Annotated in this window: 13 protein-coding genes and 2 pseudogenes; 14 read left to right on the top strand and 1 reads right to left on the bottom strand. The window is 45.7% G+C overall.

Annotated elements, in window-relative coordinates; all coding sequences use genetic code 11:
* Positions 1-95 precede the first annotated feature (95 nt).
* The 12 genes and pseudogenes from relA (at position 96) to rpoS (ending at position 12,996) form a co-directional block, all read left to right on the top strand.
* Positions 96-2,315: a GTP diphosphokinase gene (gene relA, locus P4S59_RS13085; RefSeq protein ID WP_005393896.1), complete on the top strand. Its 2,220-nt coding sequence runs from the start codon at positions 96-98 to the stop codon at positions 2,313-2,315.
* Positions 2,316-2,524: 209 nt separating this feature from the next.
* Entirely contained in the window at positions 2,525-3,322 is a 798-nt protein-coding gene (mazG, locus tag P4S59_RS13080; RefSeq protein ID WP_337168526.1) for a nucleoside triphosphate pyrophosphohydrolase, read from the top strand.
* Between the two features lie 211 nt (positions 3,323-3,533).
* On the top strand, positions 3,534-5,174 hold the full coding sequence (locus tag P4S59_RS13075; protein ID WP_005393892.1) for a CTP synthase: 1,641 nt from the start codon (positions 3,534-3,536) through the stop codon (positions 5,172-5,174).
* A 78-nt stretch (positions 5,175-5,252) separates the two neighbouring features.
* Positions 5,253-6,554, top strand: coding sequence for a phosphopyruvate hydratase (gene eno / locus P4S59_RS13070; RefSeq protein WP_005383785.1), 1,302 nt, complete (start codon positions 5,253-5,255; stop codon positions 6,552-6,554).
* Between the two features lie 466 nt (positions 6,555-7,020).
* Entirely contained in the window at positions 7,021-7,302 is a 282-nt protein-coding gene (gene ftsB, locus P4S59_RS13065; RefSeq protein WP_005380907.1) for a cell division protein FtsB, read from the top strand.
* Between the two features lies 1 nt (position 7,303).
* Entirely contained in the window at positions 7,304-8,008 is a 705-nt protein-coding gene (ispD, locus tag P4S59_RS13060) for a 2-C-methyl-D-erythritol 4-phosphate cytidylyltransferase (RefSeq protein WP_337168525.1), read from the top strand.
* Positions 8,009-8,025: 17 nt separating this feature from the next.
* Entirely contained in the window at positions 8,026-8,502 is a 477-nt protein-coding gene (ispF, locus tag P4S59_RS13055; protein ID WP_005393886.1) for a 2-C-methyl-D-erythritol 2,4-cyclodiphosphate synthase, read from the top strand.
* A 46-nt stretch (positions 8,503-8,548) separates the two neighbouring features.
* Complete coding sequence (gene truD, locus P4S59_RS13050) at positions 8,549-9,592, top strand: tRNA pseudouridine(13) synthase TruD (protein ID WP_337168524.1); 1,044 nt, start codon at positions 8,549-8,551, stop codon at positions 9,590-9,592.
* The gene (surE, locus tag P4S59_RS13045; RefSeq protein ID WP_337168523.1) at positions 9,592-10,368 is read left to right on the top strand and encodes a 5'/3'-nucleotidase SurE; all 777 of its coding nucleotides are present in this window, start codon (positions 9,592-9,594) and stop codon (positions 10,366-10,368) included. Before truD ends, surE begins: the two co-directional genes overlap by 1 nt.
* Positions 10,368-10,993, top strand: a pseudogene (locus P4S59_RS13040) (protein-L-isoaspartate(D-aspartate) O-methyltransferase). Before surE ends, P4S59_RS13040 begins: the two are co-directional and overlap by 1 nt.
* 13 nt (positions 10,994-11,006) lie before the next feature.
* Complete coding sequence (locus P4S59_RS13035) at positions 11,007-11,930, top strand: peptidoglycan DD-metalloendopeptidase family protein (protein ID WP_114323632.1); 924 nt, start codon at positions 11,007-11,009, stop codon at positions 11,928-11,930.
* A 79-nt stretch (positions 11,931-12,009) separates the two neighbouring features.
* Positions 12,010-12,996, top strand: a complete 987-nt coding sequence (gene rpoS / locus P4S59_RS13030; protein WP_005393877.1) for an RNA polymerase sigma factor RpoS — start codon at positions 12,010-12,012, stop codon at positions 12,994-12,996.
* 82 nt (positions 12,997-13,078) lie between these two features.
* Here the strand turns inward: rpoS and mutS are convergent, their stop codons facing one another.
* On the bottom strand, positions 13,079-15,640 hold the full coding sequence (mutS, locus tag P4S59_RS13025) for a DNA mismatch repair protein MutS (RefSeq protein ID WP_006743294.1): 2,562 nt from the start codon (positions 15,638-15,640) through the stop codon (positions 13,079-13,081).
* Between the two features lie 84 nt (positions 15,641-15,724).
* Between mutS and pncC the strand changes: the two are divergent.
* Both pncC and recA read left to right on the top strand, forming a co-directional pair.
* Positions 15,725-16,206: pseudogene (pncC, locus tag P4S59_RS13020) on the top strand (nicotinamide-nucleotide amidase).
* A 200-nt stretch (positions 16,207-16,406) separates the two neighbouring features.
* Complete coding sequence (gene recA, locus P4S59_RS13015; RefSeq protein WP_005393872.1) at positions 16,407-17,450, top strand: recombinase RecA; 1,044 nt, start codon at positions 16,407-16,409, stop codon at positions 17,448-17,450.
* The last annotated feature ends 95 nt before the right edge of the window (positions 17,451-17,545 follow it).

The raw sequence follows: 17,545 nt of genomic DNA, 5'->3' as shown, positions 1-17,545 counted from the left end.
TGGGTGGTCATAAAGCCAGCGTTTACGCGCAGGTAAAAGAACTAACCTGGACGGTGTTAGTCAAACCACACGAATATAATAATTAGGATGATGAGATGGTTGCGGTAAGAAGCGCGCATTTAAACCAAGATGAACAGTTTGAACTCGAAAACTGGGTGGCTAGCCTGGGACAAGAGAAAAACACAGCCTCACGCTTAATCGAAGTATATCGAGATTGCCAGACGGTATTAGCCGATAACGAGCAAGCGGAACTGTTGTTGTGGCGTGGACGAGAAATGATCGAAATTTTGATCACCTTGTCTATGGATCAGGCCACCTTAGTGGCTGCACAACTGTTTCCTTTGGTTTCAAGTGGTGCTTTTAACAGAGAAATTCTGGAAGAGAAATACAGCAAAGAAATCATAAAATTAATTGATGGCGTTGAAGAGATGGCGGCTATTGGCCAACTCAATGTCAACATGGAAGGCAGTGCGGCGTCATCTCAGGTAGATAACGTACGCCGCATGCTGCTTGCCATGGTGGATGACTTCCGCTGCGTGGTTATCAAGCTCGCGGAACGAATTTGTAATCTTATTGAAGTTAAAAAAGCGCCAGATGAAGTGCGACGTGCGGCGGCAAAAGAGTGTGCCAACATCTATGCGCCGCTAGCAAACCGATTAGGCATCGGTCAGCTTAAATGGGAAATTGAAGATTACGCTTTCCGCTACCAACAACCGGAAACTTACAAACAAATTGCCAAGCAGCTTTCTGAGCGACGCATCGTTCGTGAGCAGTACATCAAAGACTTTGTTGAAGACCTCACGCACGAAATGGAAGTGTCAGGTATTAATGCCGAAGTGAGTGGGCGACCTAAGCACATCTACAGCATTTGGCGAAAAATGCAGAAGAAGAGTTTGGCATTCGATGAGCTGTTTGATGTTCGAGCAGTACGTATCATCGCAGACAAACTGCAAGACTGTTACGCGGCTTTGGGCGTAGTTCACACCAAATACAAGCACCTACCGAGCGAGTTTGATGACTACGTTGCTAACCCTAAACCAAACGGTTATCAATCGATCCACACCGTAATTCTAGGGCCAGAAGGCAAAACCATCGAGATCCAGATTCGTACCAAGCAAATGCATGAAGAGTCGGAGCTGGGTGTTGCAGCGCACTGGAAATATAAAGAAGGGGCAAGTAGCCGAAGCGGTTATGATGAGAAGATCACGTGGCTGCGTAAGCTACTGGATTGGCAAGAAGAAATGTCAGATTCTGGCGAAATGCTTGATGAGTTACGTAGCCAAGTCTTTGATGATCGCGTCTATGCCTTTACACCACGTGGTGATGTTGTCGATTTGCCAATGGGGGCAACGCCGCTAGATTTTGCCTATCACATTCACTCCGAAGTGGGACACCGTTGTATCGGTGCCAAAGTCGGAGGCCGCATAGTACCGTTTACTCATAAACTACATATGGGGGATCAGGTTGAGATTATCACTCAGAAAGAGCCTAACCCATCGCGAGACTGGTTAAACCCATCATTAGGCTTCGTTCATTCTGGCCGCGCGCGTGCCAAAATTAACGCCTGGTTCCGAAAGCAAAGCCGTGAGAAGAACCTCGAAGCGGGTCGTGAAATTCTTGAACATGAGTTAGCAAAAATTGGCGCAACGTTAAAAGATGCTGAGCATTACGCTCTCAAACGGTTTAACGTCAAAACACCAGATGAGCTTTACGTTGGTGTTGGGAGCGGTGATTTGCGTATCAACCAAATCATTAACCATATTAATGCGCTCGTTAACAAGCCAACGGCAGAAGAAGAAGACCAGCAAGCACTGGAAAAACTGCAAGAAGCAGAGCACAAATCACCAGCGCAAAGCCGACCGAAAAAAGACGCCGTCGTTGTAGAAGGTGTCGATAATCTAATGACGCACCTAGCGCGTTGCTGTCAGCCGATTCCAGGTGATGATATCTGTGGTTACATCACGCAAGGTCGCGGCATTTCAGTACACCGTAGTGACTGTGAACAGTTAGAAGAACTGCGCCATCATGCGCCAGAGCGTATCATTGATACTGTCTGGGGCAGCGGCTTCGTCGGGTCATACATCCTCACCGTCCGTGTTGAAGCGATGGAGCGAGGTGGTCTACTCAAAGACATTACGACACTGTTCGCCAACGAAAAGATCAAAGTGACCAGTATGAAGAACCGAGTCGATTACAGACGTCAACTTGCCATCATGGACTTTGATCTAGAAGTCACCAATATTGAGGTGCTTTCTCGTGTTTCGAAACGGGTAGAACAAATAAAGGATGTCATGACGGTGAAACGCCTCGGCTAACTTTCACGTCGTACTTGTCACTTTTACTGCGTTAACTGCGTTTTCTTGCTCCATCACATAGGCGAGCTATGCTCAGGAGTCGCGAAAACTTGTTGCCTTGTCAAAGTAACAATTACTTAGTGAAAGCTGCTGAGAAAATATAATGTAGAAGGTGAGTGGTTTTGGCCGCTCACCTTTTTCTTTAATAGAAAGGTTTAAAGGAACAAAAAATGAGTCATCCAATTGAACAATTAGAACAAATCATGGCGAAGTTGCGTGACCCAGAAAACGGTTGCCCTTGGGACTTAAAACAAACCTTTGACACCATCGTTCCGCACACCATCGAAGAAACTTACGAAGTGGTGGATGCGATTCAAAACCGTGATTGGCCGAACTTGCAAGAAGAGTTGGGTGATTTGTTGTTCCAGGTGATTTTTTATAGCCAATTAGCGAAAGAGCAAGGGTTGTTCGAATTTTCGGATGTTGTCGAAACTGTGAATGAAAAACTGACTCGCCGTCATCCGCATGTTTTTTCAGATGTTGAGTTTGAATCGGACGAGGAAATCAACGCCAACTGGGAAGCCGAAAAAGCAAAAGAAAAAGCGCAGGTGGGCAAAGCGGAAGAAAGTATCCTAGACTCAATACCAAACTCTTTGCCAGCACTTTCTCGTGCTACAAAGATACAGAAAAAATGTGCGAAATATGGATTTGACTGGGACTCTCTTGGCCCGGTCGTCGATAAGGTGCGAGAAGAAATTGATGAAGTCATGGAAGAAGCACTACAAGTCCAGCCAGATGAAGAAAAAGTGGAGTTGGAGCTCGGCGATTTGCTATTTGCGACCGTCAATTTGGCACGCCATCTTGATAAAAATCCAGAAGTCGCACTAGGTAAAGCAAACTTAAAGTTTGCGAGACGTTTTAAGCAAGTTGAAGGAAAGGTCCAGCAGTCAGGCAAAGCGCTTACAGATTGTTCTTTATCAGAGCTCGACGATTTCTGGGGTGAAGTAAAGCGAGAAGAGTCTAGATAGGGGAAAATAAGCGGAATATACAATATGAGGCCAGTTTGCCTCTTAACACGAAAACGGACTTTGGTTTGTCTTTGCTCACTTTGATTTGAAGCAAAAAATAAAAAATTACGGTGTGATAGATTTCACGTTGTGGCGGTAAGGAGCTTCTGGTATATTTATCTCCCGTCCAGAAGCACTCCATTTCCCTCATTCAACCAATTTCAGGTTAAACATGACGACAAATTACATTTTTGTTACTGGCGGGGTTGTATCCTCTCTAGGTAAAGGTATTGCAGCAGCATCTCTTGCGGCTATTCTAGAAGCTCGTGGTCTTAAAGTGACTATGATGAAGCTTGACCCTTACATCAACGTTGACCCAGGCACAATGAGCCCTACTCAGCACGGTGAAGTGTTCGTTACAGAAGATGGCGCAGAGACTGACCTTGACCTTGGTCACTACGAGCGTTTCATCCGTACCAAGATGACCAAGCGTAACAACTTCACTGCAGGTCGTGTTTATGCCGACGTACTTCGTAAAGAACGTCGTGGTGACTACCTAGGCGCAACTATTCAAGTTATCCCTCACATCACTAACGCGATCAAAGACCGTGTAATTGCTGGCTCTGAAGGCCATGATGTGGCTATCGTTGAAGTTGGCGGTACCGTTGGTGATATCGAATCACTACCATTTATGGAAGCGATTCGTCAGCTAGCCGTTGAACTAGGCCGTGAGCGCGCAATGTTCATGCACCTAACACTTGTTCCTTACCTAGCGGCAGCGGGCGAAGTGAAAACTAAGCCAACTCAACACTCTGTAAAAGAACTTCTATCTATCGGTATTCAGCCAGATATCCTAGTTTGCCGTAGCGACCGCGTTATTCCAGCGAATGAACGTAAGAAAATCGCACTATTCTGTAATGTTCCAGAAAAAGCAGTAATTTCAATGAAGGACGTAGATTCTATCTACAAGATTCCTCAATTGATCAAGTCTCAAGGTCTAGATGATCTTGTGTGTGCTCGCTTTGGCATCACAGCTCCTGAAGCTGATCTTTCTGAGTGGGAACAGGTTATTTACGAAGAAGCAAATCCTACTGGTGAAGTAACCATCGGTATGGTTGGTAAATACACTGAATTGCCAGATGCATACAAGTCTGTGAACGAAGCGCTTAAACACGCTGGCTTGAAAAACCGTCTAAGTGTCACAATTAAGTATGTAGACTCACAAGATATCGAAACAAAAGGTGTTGAGCTGCTAGAAGGCTTAGACGCGATCCTAGTACCAGGTGGCTTCGGCGATCGTGGTATTGAAGGCAAGATCCGTGCAGCTCAATACGCACGTGAAAACAATGTGCCTTACCTAGGTATTTGTTTGGGTATGCAAGTTGCACTAATTGAATACGCGCGTAACGTTGCGGGTATGGAAGGTGCACATTCAACAGAATTTAACAAAGAGACTAAGTACCCTGTGGTAGGTTTGATCACAGAGTGGGTAGACGAGTCAGGTAACGTAGAAGAGCGTACTGAAAAGTCTGACCTAGGTGGTACGATGCGTCTTGGTTCACAGCTATGTCACCTAGAGAAAGGGACGAAAGCTCGTGAACTTTACGGTAGCGCGACGATCCATGAACGTCACCGTCACCGTTACGAAGTGAATAATGTGCTTCGTCCGCAAATCGAAAAAGCAGGTCTGAAAGTTTCTGGCCTATCAGCGGACAAGAAGTTAGTGGAAATGATTGAGAACCCAGCTCACCCATGGTTTGTAGCGGCTCAGTTCCACCCAGAATTCACATCGACTCCTCGCGATGGCCACCCATTGTTTGCAGGTTTCGTTAAAGCTGCGGGCCAAAACGCACGCGGCGAATTCGAGAAGTAAAAGGATACGGGCGGCGGCGAAGGTTGTGCTGCTGCCCTTTAAAATTGACATTTATATTTGAAACGAGAGGAAACATTAATGTCTAAGATCGTTAAAGTTCTAGGTCGTGAAATCATCGACTCACGTGGTAACCCAACTGTAGAAGCTGAAGTACACCTAGAAGGCGGTTTCGTAGGTATGGCGGCAGCTCCATCTGGCGCATCTACTGGTTCTCGCGAAGCTCTTGAGCTACGTGACGGTGACAAAGCACGTTTCCTAGGTAAAGGTGTTCTTAAAGCAGTTGAAGCTGTAAACGGCCCAATCGCTGAAGCTCTAGTTGGCAAAGACGCTAAAGACCAAGCTGCAATCGACGCAGTAATGATCGAACTAGACGGCACTGAAAACAAATCTAAATTCGGTGCTAACGCTATCCTAGCTGTTTCTCTAGCAAACGCTAAAGCTGCTGCTGCAGCTAAAGGCATGCCTCTATACGAGCACATCGCTGAACTAAACGGTACAGCTGGTCAGTTCTCTATGCCTCTACCAATGATGAACATCATCAACGGTGGTGAGCACGCAGACAACAACGTTGACATCCAAGAGTTCATGATCCAACCAGTTGGTGCTAAGACTCTTAAAGAAGGTCTACGTATCGGTGCAGAAGTATTCCACAACCTAGCTAAAGTTCTTAAGTCTAAAGGCTACAGCACTGCAGTTGGTGACGAAGGTGGTTTCGCTCCTAACCTTAAATCTAACGCTGAAGCTCTAGAAGTTATCGCAGAAGCTGTTGCAGCTGCGGGTTACGAACTAGGTAAAGACGTTACTCTAGCTATGGACTGTGCAGCATCTGAGTTCTTCGACAAAGAAGCTGGCATCTACAACATGAAAGGCGAAGGTAAAACTTTCACTTCTGAAGAGTTCAACCACTACCTAGCTGAGCTAGCTAACCAATTCCCAATCGTTTCTATCGAAGACGGTCTAGACGAGTCTGACTGGGATGGCTTCAAGCACCAAACTGAACTACTAGGTGACAAGCTTCAACTAGTAGGTGACGACCTATTCGTTACTAACACTAAGATCCTTGCTGAAGGTATCGAGAAAGGCGTAGCTAACTCTATCCTTATCAAGTTCAACCAAATCGGTTCTCTAACTGAGACTCTAGCTGCAATCAAGATGGCTAAAGACGCAGGTTACACAGCAGTAATCTCTCACCGTTCTGGCGAAACTGAAGATGCAACTATCGCTGATCTAGCGGTAGGTACTGCTGCAGGTCAAATCAAAACTGGTTCTATGAGCCGTTCTGACCGTGTTGCTAAGTACAACCAACTAATCCGTATCGAGGAAGCTCTAGGTGAGCGCGCTCCTTTCAACGGTCTTAAAGAAGTTAAAGGTCAAGCTTAATTCTTAGTTGAATAAGTTTAGCTAAATAGCTTTCTAGAAACGCTCCACTTCGGTGGGGCGTTTTTTATTTAAGAGCGATGAGCCGTTCTGGCCGTTCTGCTGCCATACCTAAAAGAAAGCAACCCATTTATCTGCATCGAGGAAGCTCTAGATGAGCACGCTCCTCCATGTTTCAAAGAAGCGGTCTTAAAGAAGTTCAAGCTTAGTTCTTCATTGGATTAACCGCTTAGATTGAAGCTTTGAAAATACCCTGATTTTGCGGGGTGTTTTTGTATCTATAGGCTTGTATTTCTTGGTATTACCTTGGTGAGTGCTAAGAATAGCTTCATATGTCTTTGTTTCATTTTGCTGCTTATTTCTTGTAAGGAGCGTGTGAGTCTCCCTTTCTCCCCTAGAGGCAACCTCGCATTTATGCTATATATGTCACCTTATCTAATTCCTTCCGGTACAGAATGTTAGCAGCGATATGCGAATCTTTGTTATAGCCCTTACGCTACTGTTTGGCTTGCTTCAATACACTCTATGGTTTGGTAAAAACGGAGTGTCTGACTACTACACAGTAAAAGATGAAATTGAAGTTCAGCAACAAGTGAACAGCAAGCTACAAGCTCGCAATAATGAAATGTTTGCTGAGATTGATGACTTAAGACAAGGTCTTGATGCGATTGAAGAACGTGCGCGTCATGAGCTTGGTTTAGTTAAAGATGGCGAGACTTTCTACCGCATTATAGGTGAGGAAAATCATTAAAATGTTGGATGTGAACTCATCGCATGTCGCAATTGTTCCTGCTGCCGGTGTCGGTAGTCGAATGAAGGCTGACCGCCCTAAGCAATATTTATTGATCGACGGAAAAGCGGTGCTGGAACACACTGTAGAAAAGTTGCTGTCGCACCCACGAATTTCGAAAGTGGTTGTCGCCATTACCGAAGGTGACCCTTATTTCCCTGAGTTAACCATCGCGAACCATCCCGATGTAATTCAAGTCGCGGGTGGTAAAGAGCGCGCTGATTCCGTACTTTCAGGGCTAAACTATGTCAATGAGCATCTGGAAAGCGAGTGGGTATTGGTCCACGACGCTGCAAGGCCATGTGTATTAACATCCGACATTGACCGTTTGATTGATGTTTGCTGCGCTCACCCGACGGGTGGCATTCTCGCATCTCCAGTGAGAGACACAATGAAGCGAGCAAATGCAGCACAAGATATCGGTCATACGGTAGAGAGAAAAGCATTGTGGCATGCATTAACTCCACAAATGTTTAAAACTCAACAACTGACTCGAGCACTGGTTGACGCATTAGAACAAGGCGTAGCCATCACGGATGAAGCATCGGCTTTAGAGTGGTTGGGCGAAACGCCTGCTTTAGTCCAGGGTAATGCGAATAACATAAAAATTACTCAGCCAGAAGATCTCGCGTTAGCCGAGTTTTATCTGAGCCGTGAGCGCGGCTAAAAAAGAAAGGATAAAAAATGATTCGAATTGGTCACGGTTTTGACGTACATAAATTCGGTGGTGAAGGCCCGGTCATTATCGGTGGTGTTGCTATCCCTTACGAGCAGGGCTTAGTAGCCCACTCAGATGGTGATGTTGCTCTTCATGCTTTGACTGATGCTCTACTCGGGGCGATTGCTGCGGGTGATATTGGTCGTCACTTCCCGGATACCGACGATAAATGGAAAGGGGCAAATAGCCGCGAATTGTTGAAAGACGTTTATCGTCGTGTCAAAGAGCAAGGCTACCGCCTTGGTAATGCCGATGTCACCATCATGGCACAAGCACCTAAGATGGCACCTCATATTGACGCGATGTGTGCGGCGATTGCAGAAGACCTAGAAACCGATATTAGTAACATTAACGTAAAAGCGACGACGACAGAGCGTCTCGGTTTTACTGGACGCAAAGAAGGCATTGCAACGGAAGCCGTGGTGCTTCTGTTCAAGCAATAATTAACCAACTTGCTCCTTAATGCTGTGTAAACAGCGGAAAAACATCATGTCAGATATTTTATCTTCATTGGCTTATCTAACGGGTAAGCCTGTTGCATCGGCAAAAATCAAAGCGCAACCAGAACATTTTCAGGTTCGTGAGGATTTAGGTTTTGCCTTTACGGGCGAAGGCGAGCACCTAATGGTGCGCATTCGGAAAACTGGAGAAAATACCAGTTTTGTTGCGAATGAGTTGGCGAAAGCTTGTGGCGTAAAGTCGAAAGACGTTAGCTGGGCAGGCCTTAAAGACCGCCATGCGGTGACGGAACAGTGGCTGAGTGTCCATTTACCGAAAGGGGAAACGCCGGATTTCTCGGCATTCCTAGCTCAATATCCGAGTATTGAGATCTTAGCGACTGAACGACACAACAAAAAACTGCGTCCTGGAGACTTAATAGGGAACGAGTTTGTTGTCACTTTGTCTGAAGTGACTGACGTTGAAGATGTAGAGCAACGCCTTGAAAAAGTGAAACAAGTTGGTGTGCCAAACTACTTTGGTAGTCAGCGTTTTGGCAATGATGGCAACAACCTTGAAGAAGCACGTCGATGGGGACGCGAAAACGTTCGTACCCGTAATCAAAATAAGCGCAGCATGTATTTATCAGCTGCGCGTTCGTGGATCTTCAACCGTATCGTTTCTGCTCGTCTAGAAAGTGGTGTGTTTGATAAATTCATCGATGGTGATATTGCACAGACAAGTTCTGGCACTCAGTTGGTTGATGCAAGCAATATCGCAGATCTACAAGCACAATTTGCTGCAGGTGAAGTGGCAATTACCGCTGCGCTTGCTGGCGATAATGCACTGCCTACTCAAGCTGAGGCCTTGGCATTAGAGCAACCGTTTTTAGACGAAGAGCCTGATCTCATGGCATTGATTCGCGGGAATCGTATGCGCCATGACCGTCGAGATATTGCACTTAAACCAAAAGACTTAGCTTGGGCGGTTGAAGGTAATAATATTACGCTGACTTTCTCACTGGATACGGGATCTTTTGCAACCTCTCTCGTTCGTGAGTTAGTTAATGAGGTTGAAGTAGAAAGAGAATACTAATGGAACAGGATTCACTAAACGCGAAGCCCCTAAGAGTCTTAATCAGCAACGACGATGGCGTACATGCGCAAGGGATTCATGCACTTGCTGATGAGTTGCGAGATATCGCTGAAGTGACCATTGTCGCACCCGACCGAAATCGTTCAGGTGCTTCGAACTCACTGACACTAGAGCAACCATTACGCGTAACTGAAATTGCCCCAAATATCCATTCAGTGCAAGGAACGCCTACAGATTGTGTACATTTCGCGCTGAATGAGCTGATGAAAGATGATTTGCCCGATCTTGTTTTATCAGGCATCAACCATGGTGCAAATTTGGGTGATGATGTTCTTTACTCAGGAACGGTAGCTGCAGCAATGGAAGGGCATTTCCTTGGTGTTCAGTCGGTTGCTTTTTCGCTGGTGGGTAAGCGTCATTTCGAATCTGCCGCAAAAATTGCACGTCAAATTGTGCAACAGCATTTAGCGTCTCCGATTCCAACGAATCGGTTATTGAACGTAAACGTGCCTGACTTACCAGCAGAAAACCTGGATGAAATCGAAGTCACGCGTTTAGGTGCGCGTCATCACGCAGAGAATATGATTAAGCAGAAAGATCCGAGAGGTCATGATATTTATTGGTTAGGGCCTCCAGGAAAAGAGCAAGATGCGGGTGAGGGCACCGACTTTTATGCGATTGAACATGGTCGAGTTTCAATGACGCCTCTGCAAGTTGATCTCACTGCTCATGAGTCGCTGCGTGCAATGGATAGTTGGTTAAAGGAAGAGAAGTAATGAGTAACCCACATGCTGACAGGTTGATAGCGTTTCTTATCTCCAGTGGCATCAAAGACCAAAGAGTTCTGGATGCTATCCAACGCTTACCACGAGAAAGCTTTGTCTCTCAAGCGATGATGCACCAAGCCTACGATAATAATGCGTTACCGATTGGTCAGGGACAAACTATTTCTCAACCTTATATTGTTGCTCGTATGACCGAGTTACTCGAACTAGAGCCAACGAGTCACGTACTGGAAATCGGAACGGGTTCCGGTTATCAAACCGCAGTACTGGCGAAAATTGTTGACCATGTATACTCCGTTGAGCGAATTAAATCGTTGCAATGGGAAGCAAAACGCCGTCTGAAACAATTGGATATCTACAATGTTTCAACCAAGCATGCTGATGGGTGGCAAGGCTGGGAAGCTCGTGGTCCTTTCGATGCCATCATTGTTACTGCAGCTGCAGAAGTGATCCCCAAGCACTTCTCGCACAATTAAAAGATGGCGGTAAGATGGTGATTCCTGTTGGAGATAAGGAGCAACAGTTACTAAAAATTGAACGTAAGGGAGATGAATATCTCTCTACTGTTGTGGAAATGGTTCGATTTGTACCTCTGGTTGCGGGTGATTTAGCTTAAGGGTTAGGGATAGGTGAGTAAGTTATTACGTCATATTGGTATTAGCTTTGTGTTTGCTGCAGGACTAGTTGGTTGTGCAGCGCATTCTCCTGCACCTGTCTCTAGCTTAAAGAAAGACTATTCAAGCCTTGAAAGAGGAAGTTACAGAGGGAGTTATTATGAGGTAAAAAAAGGCGATACACTTTACTTCATAGCTTATGTCACAGATAAAGATGTAAATGATCTTGTCCGTTACAATGAGTTAACTCAGCCTTACACCATCTACCCTGGACAGAGGCTAAAACTTTGGGCTCCGAAATATGTCGCCCCTAAATATGGCCAAAAAGTTGAACCCGTTGTGGTTCCTGTTGTTACGACGCCACCAGCCCCAGTGACGAAAACATCAACAGCCTCTAAACCGAAAAATTCAAGTAAAAACTCTAGTCAAAAACCTACAGAGACTAAGCCTAAAGTCGTACAAAAACAGCCTCCAAAGAAGGTTGAACAATCGAAAACAAAGGAGTATGTTGGTTCAAAAGATAACCAAAAAGTGAAGCAAAAAGCGCCAGTTACCACGGCGAAGAGTGATAAAGTTTCTAAGTGGTTGTGGCCAACAAAAGGGAGAGTAATCAAGAACTTTTCGGCGGGAGAACAGGGAAATAAAGGTATCGACATCGCAGGACAGCGTGGTCAACCTATCGTTTCAACCGCAGCCGGCACCGTTGTTTATTCAGGCAATGCGCTACGAGGTTATGGCAACTTAATTATAGTAAAGCATAACGACAATTATTTAAGCGCCTATGCACATAATGACAAACTGCTGGTATCAGAAGGACAAAGTGTAAAAAGCGGACAGAAAATCGCCACCATGGGTAGTTCAGGTGCAAAATCAGTCAAGCTACACTTTGAAATTCGCTATCAAGGTAAATCGGTGAATCCAAAACGCTATTTGCCTTAAAACTTTGAAAAACAACTTGCGACATCATTTAGCGACATATTGAGTTGTCATGTCTTGCTAACTCGCCAGGGGAGGCGTTATGAGTATCAGCAACACAGTAACCAAAGTTGAAGAGTTTGCATTTGACAATGCGTCAGTGAAGACCATTGATAACGAACTCGAAAAATCATCATCCACAGAAAGCAAAACGGCTGCGCGTGAAGAATTTGACGCGAGCAGTAAAAGCTTAGACGCAACTCAGTTGTATCTAGGTGAAATTGGCTTCTCACCTCTACTTACTGCCGAAGAAGAAGTGCTTTATGCTCGACGAGCTCTGCGTGGCGACGAAGCGGCACGTAAACGTATGATCGAAAGTAACCTACGTTTGGTGGTCAAGATCTCTCGTCGATATAGTAATCGCGGCCTAGCACTACTCGATCTGATTGAAGAAGGTAACCTTGGTTTGATCCGTGCGGTCGAGAAGTTCGATCCAGAGCGTGGTTTCCGCTTCTCTACTTATGCGACCTGGTGGATCCGACAAACGATCGAACGTGCGTTGATGAACCAAACTCGTACGATCCGTCTACCTATTCATGTCGTGAAAGAGCTAAACATTTATCTGCGTACTGCGCGTGAACTTTCTCAGAAGCTCGATCACGAACCTACCGCAGAAGAAATTGCTGCTCAGTTAGATATTCCAGTCGAAGATGTAAGCAAAATGCTACGTCTCAATGAGCGTATCAGTTCTGTCGACACACCAATCGGTGGTGACGGTGAAAAAGCGCTGTTGGATATTATTCCCGACGCAAACAACTCCGATCCAGAAGTCTCGACTCAAGATGACGATATCAAATCATCGCTGATTCATTGGTTAGAAGAGTTGAACCCAAAACAGAAAGAAGTACTTGCACGACGTTTTGGTCTTCTAGGCTATGAGCCTTCGACGCTTGAAGAAGTTGGTCGAGAGATTGGTTTGACACGTGAGCGTGTACGTCAAATCCAAGTAGAAGGTTTACGTCGTCTTCGTGAGGTTTTAATCAAGCAAGGTTTGAATATGGAAAACTTATTTAACGTCGAAGATGATTAAATAATCCGTACTTCAGTAGATATGCAAAAGGCTATGGTTATCCATAGCCTTTTTTCTTTTGTGCTCGCTTAAGTGAATCGATTTAAAGCATCTTCTTCAAACGATACAACTCTTCAAGTGCTTGGCGTGGAGTCAAATCATCAGGATCAATACCAGATAAGGCTTGTTCGATCTCGCTAGGTTCTGGAATTAGACTCAATTGGTTAGCCACATCTACTGCACTTGGACGTGGTGCGTCACTGTTTTGCCCTAGTTGCTCTAGCTGAGATAGTTTGTTACGCGCATTTTTGATGACCGTTTTTGGTACGCCGGCTAAGCCCGCAACAGCTAGGCCGTAAGACTTACTTGCCGCACCTTCTTGAACTGCGTGCATAAAGGCAATGCTGTCACCATGTTCTACGGCATCCAAGTGAACGTTCGCTAAGTTTGGCAGTTGGTTTGGCAACTCTGTCAATTCGAAGTAGTGAGTTGCAAATAGTGTCATCGCACCAATTTGTGTTGCGAGCCATTCCGCACTTGCCCAAGCTAAAGATAGGCCATCGTAAGTACTGGTACCGCGACCGATTTCATCCATTAGCACTAAACTGTTTTTAGTTGCATTGTGCAGAATATTAGCGGTTTCCGTCATTTCTACCATGAAGGTAGAACGACCAGATGCGAGATCATCTGACGCTCCAATACGAGTAAATATACGATCTAAAGAACCAATTTGTGCAGATTCTGCAGGTACATAAGAGCCGATATGTGCCATCAATGCAATCAGCGCAGTTTGACGCATGTAAGTGGATTTACCACCCATGTTTGGACCGGTGATGATCAACATCTTACGAGCTGGGTTAAGCTCTATTGGGTTCGCGATGAACGGTTCTGTTGTTACTTGCTCTACGACTGGGTGACGACCCGCTTGAATGTGAATACCAGCGTCTTTCACAAGCGTTGGTCGGCAGTAATCCAACGAATCTGCACGCTCTGCTAGGTTTTGTAGTACATCGAGTTGAGACAGAGCAGAAGCTAAATTCTGCAGCTTCTCCAGATTTGGCATCAATAGATCAAACAGTTCTTCCCACAGCTGCTTTTCAAGTGCCAGCGCTTTCGATTTCGAGTTAAGTACTTTGTCTTCGTGCTCTTTGAGCTCTGGGATGATATAGCGTTCGGCATTTTTTAGTGTTTGGCGACGTACATAGTGCGGTGGAACCAAATGGCTCTGGCCACGGCTCACTTGAATAAAGAAGCCATGTACGTTGTTGTAGCCGACTTTAAGCGTATCGATGCCGTGTCGTTCACGCTCATCTCGCTCAAGCTGCTCAAGGTATTCTGTTGCACCGTCTGCTAATTTGCGCCATTCATCGAGCTCGGCATTATAGCCTTCAGCGATCACACCACCATCACGAATAACAACTGGCGGATTTTCTTTAATTGCACGCTCTAACAGATCGCATACTTCGTCAATCGGAGCTGCGTATTGTGCCAGTTTTGCTAGATATGGATGGGTCAAAGAAGCGGTGACAGATTCTAGCTCTGGTAGCTGCTGCATGGCATTGCGAAGTCTAGCCATATCGCGAGGGCGAGCAGAGCGTAGTGCAAGGCGTGCTAAGATACGTTCAATATCACCAATTTGTTTTAACGTTGGTTGAAGATCGGCAAACAGCGCTTGTTCTTTAATCTCACCAATCGCATCAAGACGATTGTTTAACGTTTCAATGCAACGCATAGGTTGATGCAACCAACGCTTCAGCATTCGGCTGCCCATCGGCGTCGCACAATGGTCGAGTACCGCAGCGAGCGTGTTATCGGTTCCGCCTGCTAGATTTTGAGTAATTTCCAGGTTGCGTCGGGTAGCGGCATCAAGGATGACGGATTGGTCCTGATGATCAAACGTTAAAGAGCGAATATGAGGCAAAGCAGTGCGTTGCGTATCTTTCACATACTGGATCAAACAACCAGCAGCACATAACCCTAAGGACGCATGTTCTACGCCAAAACCAACCAGATCTTTAGTGCCAAACTGTTGATTGAGTTGTTGCTTAGCCGTATCAAGCTCAAATTCCCATACTGGGCGACGACGGTTACCGTTGCGGCTCGCCATTAAATGTACAGGTTCAAAATCTTCTGGGAATAGTAGCTCACGTGGTGCGGTACGCTGAAGCTCGGCTGTCATCGCTTCTTCGGTTTCTGGTTCTGTCAGTTGGAAGCGACCAGAAGTGACATCCAGCGTCGCATAACCGAACTTACCGTTGTGATGGTAAATGGCTGCGATTAAGTTATCGACACGCTCAGAAAGCAGTGCTTCATCCGTCACAGTACCTGGTGTCACGATACGCACAACTTTACGTTCTACCGGACCTTTGCTGGTGGCAGGATCGCCAATTTGTTCGCAGATTGCGACTGATTCACCAAGCTGAACAAGTTTTGCTAGATAGCCTTCTACTGCGTGAAATGGCACTCCCGCCATAGGAATAGGCTCTCCAGCTGACGAACCGCGCTTAGTTAGCGAAATATCAAGCAGTTGGGAGGCTCGCTTTGCATCATCGTAAAAGAGTTCGTAGAAATCGCCCATGCGGTAGAACAGCAAAATCTCAGGGTTCTCAGCTTTTAGCTTGAGGTATTGCTGCATCATCGGAGTGTGTTTTTGTTCAGCTTTCACAGGTAAGTTCTTTTGTTTATTTCCGTAGCGGCTTAGGATACGTGAATCCCTACCAAGTAAAAAGAGACAAAGGGCATTTTGGCTATGGAAAAAACAACAAAATTGAGCGCAGATTTAGGCGCATTATTGGCAAAGTATGGTCATGTTTTAACGACGGCAGAATCGTGCACGGGTGGCGGTGTTGCGACCGCTATTACTGATATTGCAGGTAGCTCAGGTTGGTTAGATAGAGCTTTTGTTACTTACAGCAACGAAGCCAAAATGGAAATGCTGGGTGTGAGAGCGGAAACCTTAGAGGAACATGGTGCCGTGAGTGAGCCCGTTGTGATTGAAATGGTGCAAGGTGCGCTTCAACACTCGAATGCCACTATTGGGGTTTCCATCAGTGGTGTTGCTGGACCGGGGGAGGCAGTGATGAAAAGCCGGTAGGAACCGTCTGCTTTGCTTTTGCGGATAAGCACGACTGGCTCTTTGTTGAGACCATGCATTTTTCTGGTGACAGGGCGGAAGTTCGTCAACAAGCGGTGATGCATGCATTGACTCGATTGCATCAACATTTAATTTAGAATTTCTTACACTGTCTTAGCCCAGAATTGATAAGGGCTAGAGCAAATCCTTAGAAGCCGTGAACTAAATTTTTTCTATACAGGTATAGACACTGTATGAATCAACAGTATAATAACTTTCATTGCTGAGCAGGTTAGCTGCTTAAGAAAAATGAATTACTATTCGTCGCCCAAAGAAGATGAATAAATCGGAGAAAGTAATGGACGAGAACAAACAGAAAGCGCTCGCCGCTGCGCTAGGTCAAATTGAAAAGCAATTCGGTAAAGGCTCTATCATGCGCCTTGGTGATAACCGCGCAATGGACGTAGAAACCATCTCAACAGGCTCTCTTTCTCTTGATATCGCTTTGGGTGCTGGTGGTCTGCCAATGGGTCGTATCGTAGAAGTCTACGGTCCAGAATCTTCAGGTAAAACAACACTAACGCTTGAGCTTATCGCTGCTGCGCAACGTGAAGGTAAAACTTGTGCGTTTATCGATGCAGAGCACGCTCTGGATCCTGTCTACGCGAAGAAACTTGGTGTTGATATCGATGCGCTCTTGGTTTCTCAGCCAGACACTGGTGAGCAAGCACTAGAGATTTGTGATGCACTAGCTCGCTCTGGCGCTATCGACGTAATGGTTGTTGACTCAGTTGCGGCGCTAACACCAAAAGCAGAAATTGAAGGCGAAATGGGCGACAGCCACATGGGTCTGCAGGCTCGTATGCTTTCTCAAGCGATGCGTAAGCTAACTGGTAACCTAAAACAGTCTAACTGTATGTGTATCTTCATCAACCAAATCCGTATGAAGATTGGTGTGATGTTCGGTAACCCAGAAACGACCACGGGTGGTAACGCACTTAAATTCTACGCTTCTGTTCGTCTTGATATTCGTCGTACTGGCGCAATCAAAGAAGGTGACGAAGTCGTTGGTAACGAAACGCGCATCAAAGTGGTTAAGAACAAGATTGCTGCACCGTTTAAAGAAGCCAATACGCAAATCATGTACGGTCAAGGCTTTAACCGCGAAGGTGAGCTGGTAGATCTAGGCGTGAAGCACAAGCTGGTTGAAAAGGCTGGTGCTTGGTACAGCTATCAAGGCGATAAGATTGGTCAAGGTAAAGCGAACGCGTGCAACTACCTACGCGAGCATCCTGAAGTGGCTAAAACTATCGATACTAAATTGCGTGAAATGTTGTTAGCGCCAGCCCTTGCGGAAGCTCCTGAAGCAGGCGAGGCGCCTGAGCAAGCTGAAGAGTTTTAATCCCTTCACAGATTAAAAAGTGATAAAGCCCTGCAATGCGGGGCTTTGTTGTATCTATTGACATCAAAAATCGAATCATCACAAAGGCCATTGAG

It is taken from the genome of Vibrio sp. M60_M70 (genome assembly GCF_037162085.1).
Lineage (GTDB): Bacteria > Pseudomonadota > Gammaproteobacteria > Enterobacterales > Vibrionaceae > Vibrio > Vibrio diabolicus.
This window is presented reverse-complemented; position numbering and strand designations above follow the sequence as displayed.